The sequence below is a fragment of the Shewanella holmiensis genome, assembly GCF_025370255.1.
In the GTDB taxonomy this organism is placed as follows: domain Bacteria; phylum Pseudomonadota; class Gammaproteobacteria; order Enterobacterales; family Shewanellaceae; genus Shewanella; species Shewanella holmiensis.
In genome coordinates this window covers 76,821-88,073 of the sequence record NZ_JAMTCD010000005.1, presented here as the reverse complement: position 1 = coordinate 88,073, position 11,253 = coordinate 76,821, and the positions used below count along the sequence as shown (strand labels likewise).

The 11,253-nt window shown below is 43.7% G+C and carries 12 protein-coding genes; all 12 read right to left on the bottom strand.

What is annotated here, in order from left to right; all coding sequences use genetic code 11:
- On the bottom strand, positions 1–1,698 hold the full coding sequence (locus NE535_RS05615; protein WP_261297689.1) for a glycosyltransferase family 2 protein: 1,698 nt from the start codon (positions 1,696–1,698) through the stop codon (positions 1–3).
- On the bottom strand, positions 1,695–2,066 hold the full coding sequence (locus NE535_RS05610; RefSeq protein WP_261297688.1) for an ApeI family dehydratase: 372 nt from the start codon (positions 2,064–2,066) through the stop codon (positions 1,695–1,697). The genes NE535_RS05615 and NE535_RS05610 overlap by 4 nt, the downstream gene beginning before the upstream one ends.
- On the bottom strand, positions 2,059–3,429 hold the full coding sequence (locus NE535_RS05605; RefSeq protein ID WP_261297687.1) for an AMP-binding protein: 1,371 nt from the start codon (positions 3,427–3,429) through the stop codon (positions 2,059–2,061). The genes NE535_RS05610 and NE535_RS05605 overlap by 8 nt, the downstream gene beginning before the upstream one ends.
- The gene (locus tag NE535_RS05600) at positions 3,422–3,973 is read right to left on the bottom strand and encodes a COG4648 family protein (RefSeq protein WP_261297686.1); all 552 of its coding nucleotides are present in this window, start codon (positions 3,971–3,973) and stop codon (positions 3,422–3,424) included. The genes NE535_RS05605 and NE535_RS05600 overlap by 8 nt, the downstream gene beginning before the upstream one ends.
- Positions 3,973–4,221: an acyl carrier protein gene (locus NE535_RS05595; RefSeq protein WP_261297685.1), complete on the bottom strand. Its 249-nt coding sequence runs from the start codon at positions 4,219–4,221 to the stop codon at positions 3,973–3,975. Before NE535_RS05595 ends, NE535_RS05600 begins: the two co-directional genes overlap by 1 nt.
- Before the next feature lie 8 nt (positions 4,222–4,229).
- Positions 4,230–4,487: a phosphopantetheine-binding protein gene (locus NE535_RS05590; RefSeq protein WP_261297684.1), complete on the bottom strand. Its 258-nt coding sequence runs from the start codon at positions 4,485–4,487 to the stop codon at positions 4,230–4,232.
- A gap of 25 nt (positions 4,488–4,512) precedes the next feature.
- Positions 4,513–5,337, bottom strand: a complete 825-nt coding sequence (locus tag NE535_RS05585; protein ID WP_261297683.1) for a lysophospholipid acyltransferase family protein — start codon at positions 5,335–5,337, stop codon at positions 4,513–4,515.
- Positions 5,330–6,067, bottom strand: coding sequence for a beta-ketoacyl synthase chain length factor (locus NE535_RS05580; RefSeq protein WP_261297682.1), 738 nt, complete (start codon positions 6,065–6,067; stop codon positions 5,330–5,332). Before NE535_RS05580 ends, NE535_RS05585 begins: the two co-directional genes overlap by 8 nt.
- 220 nt (positions 6,068–6,287) lie before the next feature.
- Entirely contained in the window at positions 6,288–7,172 is an 885-nt protein-coding gene (locus tag NE535_RS05575) for a DUF3014 domain-containing protein (RefSeq protein ID WP_261297681.1), read from the bottom strand.
- Between the two features lie 135 nt (positions 7,173–7,307).
- The gene (recG, locus tag NE535_RS05570) at positions 7,308–9,383 is read right to left on the bottom strand and encodes an ATP-dependent DNA helicase RecG (RefSeq protein WP_261297680.1); all 2,076 of its coding nucleotides are present in this window, start codon (positions 9,381–9,383) and stop codon (positions 7,308–7,310) included.
- A 119-nt stretch (positions 9,384–9,502) separates the two neighbouring features.
- A complete protein-coding gene (locus NE535_RS05565; RefSeq protein ID WP_261297679.1) occupies positions 9,503–10,120 on the bottom strand; it encodes a response regulator transcription factor in 618 nt (205 codons plus the stop codon).
- On the bottom strand, positions 10,120–11,253 hold the full coding sequence (locus NE535_RS05560) for a sensor histidine kinase (RefSeq protein ID WP_261297678.1): 1,134 nt from the start codon (positions 11,251–11,253) through the stop codon (positions 10,120–10,122). The genes NE535_RS05565 and NE535_RS05560 overlap by 1 nt, the downstream gene beginning before the upstream one ends.

The following is an 11,253-nucleotide window of genomic DNA, read 5'->3' as shown; positions in this document are numbered from 1 at the left end:
TTATTGTTCCTGCTTAGATTGGACAGATTGGCGTATGCTGTTGTTATCGTCACGCCAAAAATCATAAAAATTAAACCATTGTAATGGGGCAAGTTGTGCAAAATACGCTAAGCGTTGACTGTACTTCGTCATGGCATCTGTGAGCCTGGCTGCTCGATCTTTTCTGGGGCCTTTTAAGGTGTCGGCTAAGTGCTCAACATGCACTTGATAGCGGCCATGCTGACGAATACAGAACATTGTAAATACAGGGCAATCAAGTAGACTTGCCAAAATAAACGGCCCTTGCGGGAAGGGCGCTGGTTCACCTAAAAAGGGCAAGTTAACCACTCGTCCCTGACTGTTTGAAGACGTTCTGTCGGCGGCAATCACGACCAATTCACCTTGCTCGATTTTTTGCTGTAATAGCATGGCGGTGCTGGGGTCTAGCTCGTTAACCTGGATTAAATTTAACGTGCTTTGTGGGTTAAGCTGCTGCAATACTTTATTAAAGTTTTCAGCATGACTTGTGAGCACCATGACATTTACTTTTACTTTTTGCTGGTGGATGGATATTGCTCGGCATAATTCTAAATTACCTAAATGCGATACCAATAACACGGCACCTTTACCAGTAGCTATTTGATCTGCAAGTAAATGTCTGTCGGCAAAATCAACTTCGCTCAGTGTAATCCGGTCGCACCAAGCATCGATTCTATCTAAGGCGGCGTTACCAAAGGCGATGAAGTGTCGCAAGCTGTCTTGCCAGCTTAACTTGGCTGATAAATCCGTATGTAGTGGGTTAAGTTGCTTAACATGCTGTAAAAATTCCATCGATGCTTTACGTGCACTTCCGCCTGTTAGAAAGAAATAACCAATTACGGGGTACATAATGGCGCGGCATAACCAATGGCCACCAAATCGATAGCTTTGCGCCAGTAATTTTATGCCCCAGTAACTGCCACGTTCTTGCATCGTTGACCAGTGTTGTTGGTTATCGCGCTGCAATAGTCTTTGAGGGAGTCTTTTTAACATGCCAAAAAATAATCGCGTGTGCATCCAACTGATGCGAACGTTGTCTTGTAAGCCTTGAAAGTGACTAATGCCATTTTCAGGGTAAATCACTTTAGTGGGCAGTTGAATAATTGGCGTCTTTTGCCAATGTAACTTCACCATGACCTCGATATCGAAATCCATTCGTTCGCCAAGCGAGCAAGTTTTAAAAAGCTGCTCGGTAGCGGCAAGGGGATAAATACGAAAGCCACACATTGAATCTTGAATGTCAAAACTTAAGGTTTCAATCCACACCCAAAAATGGGTGATGTAGCGCCCGTATAAACGCCCTTTGGGCACAGATTCATCGTATTCTGGCTTACCTGAAATCAATGCTAGTGGATTTGCCTCTGCAGCCTCAATCATTAACGGAATATCCGTGAGGTTATGCTGGCCATCGGCATCCACTTGCAAAGCGTGGCTAAAGCCATCGGCAAAAGCCGCTCTTAGCCCAGTGATCACCGCAGCACCTTTGCCGCGATTAAAAGGGTGATGAATTAAAGTGACCCAAGCAAATTTGTCCGCCATGGCTTGAAGCACATAACGGGTTTCATCTTGACTACCATCGTCAATTAAATAACAGGGTAGGTTAAACTGTGCTAATGCCGCTAGGGTATTTTCAATCTCAAGATGATGATTGTAATTAGGAATAATTAATGCCAGTTTCATTGGTTGTTTCCTGAAACCTTGGGGATGCACACTATGCGCCCTGATGCATAGCGTTTATCGCCGTTGGCATACTGAAACGTGAGTCTGGCTTTATCTTTATTGTGATTAATGGTGAGTTCAACCTGACTGTCTGGCAGCAACAGTTGCTGAAACTTTAATACTTCAAGGCTAGCCACTTTGGGATCGTAGCCAAATGCCTGGCATCCTAACTGCACCGCCCAATCCAATTGTGTGACACCAGGCAATACCGCCTGCTCAGGAAAGTGGCCCTTAAAAAAGTCTAAACTGGCATCCACAAAAATATGCCATGTAATGGTGTCATCTTGTTGATGCGTGCTAATGATTTGCGGTAATACGGATTTAATCATGTTTTTTTAGTAACGAAATCAGATCTGATTGGACTCGTTTCCCTTCCGAATTTTGAGGAATGGCATCCGGATAACGCCAACGTCTTGGAAGTGTGACGCGCTCAAATTGGCTTAATAAATGCTTTTTAATGCGGTTATTTACTGCGAGTTTGCCCTCTGTTGCCAGCAATGCTTTACCTTCGTCAGTTAACGTCACAATCGCACCTAGCATTTGGCGCGGCTTAGTAAGCATAGCGACTGCAGCATCGACCACTAAAGGATGTGAGCGTAGTAACTGTTCCATCTGCACCATGGAAATGCGCTTTTCTTCTACTTTTACAATACGGTCAAGGCGATTGAGCAGGGTAAATTGTTGCGCGTTAATCAGCTCAATGCTGTCATCACACTTATGCCATTGGTTATCTTGTTCCAAATAAGCAGATTGAATGCATAGGGCACCATCATCGGGGGCCTGTTTAATGGTCACAGGGCTGAACACTTGCCAAGGTTCATTGGCCTTGTGTTGACGTCGATAGGCAATTCCGCCGGTTTCTGTACTACCGAAAATTTCGATAGGCACTTGACGATAACATTGCTCGATATCGGTAGCTGCTTGAAAACTAAGTGGGCCACCTGAGCTAAAGATTAAGCTAGGATGGCGGTGCTGTAGCTGATTTTCTAAAGCACCTGGTAACCGAGAAAGCTGTGCAGGACTACTGATTAAACAGAGGTTTGGCATGATAGCTAAGTAGTAACTCAGGGTTTCTGGGTATTCAATTTGTTCACTCAAGAAAGGTCGATTAGCTGCAAGTGGCCATAAAATTTTGAACAACAAACCATAAATGTGTTGATGCGAAACTGTTGATACGACTGAGCAATGGGGTAATTGTTCGGCAAAAGTGCGCTCTAATGTGCTGACTTCTGCATCAAGTTGAGCAATGGTTTTTCGTACCGCTTTGGGTTCGCCGCTACTCCCCGAAGTAAATAGAATTAACTCACCTAAGTGGTCACTTTTAGGCCATTTTGCGGCTGGCGGGGTTATTTCAGTGCTGAGGGGGATAAAGGTTCTGACTTCACAAACTGGCTCGTCAGCAAGCACCGCGTCAAATTGATGGTTGAGTTCAGATATCGTACCTGCCTGAGTGTTTGCGGGCAAAATAATGGTTTTACCGGCTAATAACCCTGCGCAAAGGCCTGCAGCAAATAAATCGCTTTGCTTGGCGGCCAGGAGCCAACGTTGTGCAGGCTGTGCATGTAACTGCTGATAAAGATAAGCCACCTGAGCACAAAAGCGGTTGCTTGGCATAATATCGTGATGATTAAAACTGATTAATTGCTGAGTATTTGGCCCTTGTTTAAGCCAATTAAGTAATAAATTATCCATGTTTTTTCAACCATAAAGTACGATACAGCCATTCTCCACCCAATAAAGCACCTATCAATACATATGCGATAAGGCCGTTATATAGGGTCCATGTTTCTAAGCTTGTTGCGAGCGCAGTATAGAGCGCCATGAGTCCATTTAAGACAAAAAACAGGCACCAAATCTGGGTCACTTTGACCAGATAAGGTGTTGCTTCCTTTGGTAAATCGGGCTCTTTCAATTTAGCTAAACGCTCAATCATGCTTGGGCCATATTTCAATGAGTGGCCAAATAAAGCTAACATACTGAGGTTAATGACCACAGGATAATACAATAACCAATCATGCCGTTTAGCAATAAAGCTGGCTGCCGTTAAGGCTATCCCGACTATCAATGGTGCTAGCATAGGTTTTAATTGCTGCCGACTTAATGACAGTCGCGTGATTAATAAACCACATAACACTAGGGCAATGACGCCGCTGGGCAATAATTGCAGGCCGAAGTAGACGGCAATTGGGTATCCCATTACCGCCAATGCAGACAGCACCTGCAATATACGTTTCATTATTGTTTCATTAATCCATCAATGGCATTAACGACATCATCCACGGTACGCACTGCTTTGAATTCTTCAGGTTGAATTTTTTTACCTGTCATCTGCTGCAGTTTTATCACTAAATCCACGGCATCAATGCTGTCTAAGTCCAAATCTTGGTAAAGTGAAGCCTCTAAAGTAATGTCTTCACGTTCAATTTCAAATTCATCTACTAGAATGCCACACAGCATGTCATAAATTTGTTCACGGCTTTGCATGTTGGCTCCTAAACGCGCTGTGACTCAATGAAACTTGCCAAACTTGCAACACTGTAAAAGTGGGCTTTAGTGGCATCAGAGTTTGCTTCAATTTTAACATCAAATTGTTTTTTAATGGCTAACCCTAATTCTAAAGCGTCAATAGAATCTAAGCCTAAGCCTTCACCAAATAGAGCAGCATTGGTGTCAATATCTTCAATTGAGATATCTTCAAGATCTAAACAATCAATGATGAGTTGTTTGATTTCATTATTTAACGTGGTCATTTTCTATTCTTATGGTTGCTAATATCTAAAACGGGATCGGGTGTACTAATTGTGTTTTGTAAAACTGTTCTAGCTCACGCGTCATCTGTCTGGCCCGCTTTGCATCGCCGCCATCGAGTTGCTGGTAAGCTTGATAGGAAAAAATATCACCGACTTCAACCGACATATTAATCGTTTGTCGGGGAATTTCATACCATGGTTGTTGTTTGGTTAACCCTGCGACATCGGTTCTCAAGATCACGGGCAAAATATCACTGCAGGTGCGCAGGGCTATATTGGCGGCACCACGGGCAAAAGGGTTAATGATGCTTCCTGCGACAGTGCGCGTGCCTTCTGGGAAAATGATCACATTAGTGCCTCGAGATAACACCTCAGCACAATCATCTAGTAACAGCGTTGCACCGCGATTAGGAATATATCCAGCACAGGATAATACCCCGCGAATAAATGGATTGCGCCATAATGTTTGTTTGACCACGCAGCCAACATTGGGCATTAGGCTGATAAGTACCACAACATCCACTAGCGTGGGGTGATTAGCCACAATAATGGTACCAGTTACGTTATTCAGTCGTTTAATCTGTGCTTGGCTGACTTTTATCACCCCTGCAAAAGTTAACATGGCGACAAAACCACGAAACATCCAACTGACAAAACGCTGTACCCGCGCGACTTTAACGGTATAAGTGCCAGGCCAAAAACGCAGTAAAGGTAAAACTGTCAACGAGCTGAGTAATCCACCCAAACCAAACATCAAATAACAACCGACTCCCCCAATCCACCTTGGTATATAAGCGATTCCAGTCAGTTTTGGGGCTGGCGGGGGTAACGTTTGCTTGGTACTAGACATGGGGGGTTAATGTCCAATGCCATTGACACATTTTGCCTTGCAGTGGATTGCTGCTGGCAAGATGGTGAATGAGTTGGCTTAAACTGATAGCAGAGTCTGAAGTCTGCAGATTATTTGTATTTGTCAGTGTTAACCTGGCTATCCTTTCTGGTCTAGGAGTATCCGATGCTAAGGTGAGTAATACGCCGAGGCTAATCGATAATTCGACCTCATTGATAAACTCGTTATACACAGGTGGTACAGGTTCATCAGCAAAAACCAACAGCACAGGTGTAGGGTTTGCTACAAGTTGACCATAGGTTTCAATAAATACCTGTGGCAAGCTTTGCGCTCCTGCCGCAATGGAGGTTGAACTTGCGGTATTGTCACTGACAATGCCATAAATACCACTGCCGGTATTGTGTACAGATTGACTAAAGGCCATAGGGGAAAGTGGTTGTTTGGCAATGACATCTTCAAGCAAGCCGATGGTGCGATTGAGCTCTCCGTGACGAGAGGCAAATACGCTTCGGGTATTGGGCTGAGCCTGACATTCAAACGCAACGTGAAGCATCATTTTAGTTAATCGACTAAAACGACGTCGTTGCATTGCAGGAATCTGCGCTAACGCGGGGGCAACGGAATTCGGCTGATTATTTTGATTAGGTGATTGCCAGTTCAACCAACTCTCTTTTGTTTGAAAGTCGGGTGTCCATGCTCCCCATGATAAAATATCAAATGCTAACTGCATTACATTGCCTCAATTTTGCCTAGTTGTCCTTATCTAAGAGTTAATTCTGAGTGTGTACTAAAACATGCGCAAGGCTCATCATTAACCGCCGCAATTGTACACTAAAGTATGAAGTGTGAAACAGTGTTTAAGGCATAAAAAAGCAGCGTCAATGATGTCATTTTCGCTGCTTGTTAAGGGTCACCTTATGGTAGAAGTGACCGATAAGAATTTAATGGGCTTAGTTTGGCAGTAAAGGTTGCAAACGCTTTACAGCATTTTTAATCTTACGAGTATTTTCAGGTCCCATTCTGATCAAAAGCTTCTGGGCGTTTGGCAAGGCTTCTAAGTTAGCATCAACATATTTGTAGTTCACTGAAATCGAGGTTAACTCAATTGGGTCTTCAACGATAGGTGCATCGACAATCATCTTAAAGGCTTGATGCATACGGGCATCAAAGCTGGTGTCGGTATAGCCTAATTCAGTAAAGGCTTCTTCGAATAAAGGCTTTAGTTCACGGTACGTGGCGGCTAATTCTTGATCGTTTAAGCCACTGACAAAGTCAGCATAAATATCATAACGGTGATAACTATCTGGGTTGAGATAGGTTTTGTTAGTGATTTCACTGGTGGTAAATTTATTGTCAGGACCTATCATAGGGCTAGCTTTACGGATCAGTTCACCTTGAGCGAGGTTATCAATAAAGACCACAAATTGACGCGCCATATCCTTTTTTAAAATCAGTGGTTCAATCTTCATGCCACTGGCAACGGCAAGGGTTTTTTTCGCGACAAAATCATCTGATTCCGCTAATGCGGGTAAAGGCTCTACAATTGCCGCAGGCGTTTCAGGTTCACCTAATGGAACAACATCAGACTCAGTTATGGATTCTTCAATCGCAGGCTCTTCGATAGGGGCTTGCTCAATTGGTTCTATAGGAATAGGCTCAGGTAATACAATCGGTGTTGGGAGGCTTTGCTCTATTTCTATTGCGTCATCACCACTCATATAGAAGTAACCAGCTGCCGCAATAAGTGCAACGACCACTACGCCAATAACTGTGGTGTTGGAGCCCGATTTTGGCTCTGGTGCGGGAGTTGCTCGATCTTCTTTATTAACCTGCATTGTAATTCCTTAGCTGCTAAAGCTGATAATACAGAACATTAAAATCCATAATACTCTGTACATTGTGCAAGATTACGCTTGCTTGTCTATAGGAGGGTTGAAATATAAATAAAAAATCATCTTTTTTACTCAGTATTATGCTTGCACATACTGTTGACGTTCACCCAACCATCGCTGAATGATCGGGCCGACATTGTCAGGAACCTGTTGATGAATATGAACCGCCAATTTTTGAATGCTGGGGATCAAATGTTGATCGCGGACTAAATCCGCAATTTTCAATTCAGCAAGACCGGTTTGTCGAGTACCGAGTACCTCGCCTGGACCTCTAATCTCAAGATCTTTTTGCGCAATAACAAAGCCATCATTACTGTCACGTAATACCCCTAAGCGTTTGGTTGCTGTTTGCGACAACGGAGCTTTGTAGAGTAACACACAATGGCTGGCTACCGCACCGCGGCCAACCCGCCCGCGCAACTGGTGTAACTGTGCTAGCCCTAGGCGTTCAGGGTTTTCGATAATCATTAAGCTGGCATTGGGCACATCCACGCCAACTTCAATCACAGTGGTTGCCACAAGCAGGTGTATTTCGCCAGCTTTGAATTGTGCCATGACGGCTTGTTTCTCTGTGCTTTTCATTCGCCCGTGGACTAAACCGACTTTTAATTCTGGCAGTACTTCAGTGAGTTCAGCTGCTGTGTCTTCAGCTGCTTGGCACTCTAGCACTTCGGACTCTTCAATTAAGGTGCATACCCAATAAGCTTGGCGATTATCTTGGATTGCTGCCATTCTGACGCGTTCAATAACATCGTTACGGCGACTATCGGATACTGCCACCGTGCTCACGGGTGTTCGTCCAGGCGGTAGTTCATCGATAATAGAGGTATCAAGGTCAGCATAGGCTGTCATGGCCAGTGTGCGAGGTATGGGGGTTGCAGTCATGATCAGTTGGTGTGGATGAAAACCTTGATGCACGCCTTTCTCTCGCAACCCTAAGCGTTGATGTACGCCAAATCTGTGTTGCTCATCGATTATGATTAGGGCAAGTTTATGAAATTGTACCGCTTCTTGAAATATCGCATGGGTACCAATGACCATTTGGGCAGCACCAGAGGCGATATCTGCTAAAGATTGGGCTCTGGCTTTACCTTTAAGTTTACCTGCCAGCCAACCTACTTTTAATCCAAGGGGCTCAAACCATTGTGCAAAATTAGCCGCATGTTGCTCTGCTAATAGCTCTGTTGGCGCCATCATGGCAACTTGGTAACCGTTTTCTATCGCTTGCAGCGCCGCCATAGCGGCAACCAGAGTTTTACCTGAGCCAACATCACCTTGAACTAAACGCATCATAGGGTGGGCTTGATGTAGATCTTCGCTGATTTCCGCCACGACACGCTGTTGCGCCCCAGTGGGTTTAAAAGGTAAATTTTTTAAAAATGGATTGAGCAATTGCCCGCTTGCAGATAACGAAACGGCATTATCACGTCGAGACTTTTGTCTTAATTGCAACATGCTTAAATTATGCGCCAGCAATTCTTCTTGCACTAGACGTTGTTGGGCAGGGTGGTCGCCTTGCTCCAGCATATGTGGGTCGACGTTTTTATCTGGTCGATGCAAAATCATTAAGGCTTGCGGTAAGCTTAAGTTATTCGGTTGTAAGTTTGCAGGGATTAGCTCAACTAACCCGCCCTGACTAAGCATTAATAACGCTTGTTCGGTCAGCTTTATCCAACTTGCCTGCTTTAGCCCTTCGGTTGTTGGATAGATGGGCGTTAAAGTTTCGCTTAAGTTGGCATCATTACCCGCTTGAATGATTTTATAGTCAGGGTGAACAATTTCAGCATGGTGGTTACCGCGGCGGATTTCACCATAGGCTCTGATCATCGCGCCCTGTTGCATGGCGCTGCGCTGTGCCATGGAAAAATTAAAAAAGCGTAAGGTCAGCGGGCCTGTTGCATCGCGTACATTACAGATAAGCATTCGGCGGCGGCCCTGAATAATTTGCGTCGATTGCACTTCTGCTTCTATGGTGCCGTAACTGCCAAAAGATAAGTTGGCGATAGGGTAGATTTGGGTTCGGTCTTCGTAGCGTAAAGGTAAGTGAAACAGCACATCTTGCACTGTTTTTATGCCTAATTTGTGTAGCTTCTCAGCCATTTTTTTGGCCACACCTTTTAGTTCAGTAATGGGCACTAAATCTAAACGCAACAAATGCAACTTACTCCAATCCGTTTATTGTGTAACACTGTAAATATATACATGTATTTTGTCTATACTAGCAGAGATTGCCTCTAAGGCAATAATGGGATACAGCGGAATGTTTGTGGTTTTTACAACCAACCTTTTTGTTTGGCGATTCTTGCTGCATCTATTCGATTGCCGGCGTTCAGTTTACTGATGGCTTCGGATAAGTAATTTCGCACAGTGCCCTCGGCAATGAAAAGGATTTTGGCAATATCAATAGTCGACTTTCCTTCGCTGGCAAGTCTGAGTGCATGACGCTCTTTATCATTAAGTGGGTCAACTTCACCTATGGCCGTAAAAGCCAGTTCAGCATCTATGACGCGTTTACCTGCCATGACTTGCTTGATAGCTTTGATTAAATCATCTGAGGGCGCATCTTTAAGTAAAAAGCCATTTACGCCATACTCAAGGGCGCGTTTGATGTAACCTGCTCGGCCAAAGGTGGTCAAGATAATGACTTTTGTGTTTTTACTATTGGATTGCAGCCACTGACTTAAATCCAAGCCAGTTTTATGGGGCATTTCAATATCGGTTAATAGCAGGTCAACATGCTGTGTTTTTAAAGCATTAATGGCCTGCTCACCGTCTTCTACCGCGATAATTTCAAAATGGCCTGCGTAGGCAAGTTCATGTTGGGCAAGTGTTAATAATGCAACTAATGCCCCGCGGATCATGGCTTGGTCTTCGGCCAATAATATCTTCATCATCCATCCTGTTGATTTAGTTGATTTAGTTGATTTAGTTGATTTAGTTGATTTGGTAAATCAATGGTCAGGCTAAACTGAGGTGAACACTGGTATTTTATGCTGCCACTGAGTAATGCGATACGCTCTCGGATCCCTTTTAAGCCATTTCCTTCTGTCACATTAATAACCCGAGTATTTTGAGTAAAGTTGATGCTTATTTGGGTTGGCTCATCACTAAATGTCAATCGCACTCGATCAGCTGCACTGTGTTTTAAGCAGTTATTAAATAACTCAGTCAGGATTAAGGTCAGTTGTGATTCTGCTAATTCTGTTAGCAGGGGTGTTTCCCCTTCGATAATCACTTCCATACCTTTATCGCGTAAAGATTGGCTTAGTGCAGGTAAGCAGGCATTTAGCCCCTTGTGCTTGAAATTTGATACGGTCTGACGAATTTGGCTTAAGCTTTCTCGGGCAATATCTGATAATTGATTAAGTTGAATTTGGGCCTGTTCGGCTTGGTTTGCCACCAGAAGTTTACTGGCCAATTCAGCTTTTAGGGCAATGGAAGATAAATTATGTCCCATTATGTCATGTAAATCACGGGCAATACGTTCTCGTTCAAGTGCCGTAGCTAAGTTGGTTATTTCATCTTGAGATCGTTTTTGCTGACGTATAATGCGCTGACGATTTTGCTCTATGATACCAAATACCCCGACGCCTAAGCTAATACCTATGCCGTAAAAGGCAAAGTAATATCCAACCGTATCGACTACGCTATTCAAAGCGAACAATAAAATACAAATACAGATAAAGCTGATGATAGTGTTTTTTAATGGATAGAAAAAACCAATAAAAAAACACACAAAAGAAAACAGTGAAATGGTACCTGAGGTAAAAGGTGTGCCAATAATGGCACAGGCTAACATTAAACTGATGGGGTAAATGGCGTTATCTGCATTGCTGCTATAGGCCCAAAAGTAACCCCAGATAAACGGGATCAGTAATACTAATGCAATGGTAATTTTCAACCATTGATCCTGCATAAAAAATAACGGGATAAAGTAAAAGCCTAAATTGAGCAAATAAACCCAGGCGGTTTTTTGCTCGTAGCTTTTTTCTCCATCCTGGTGGTTTGAAATAGCATCATGCAT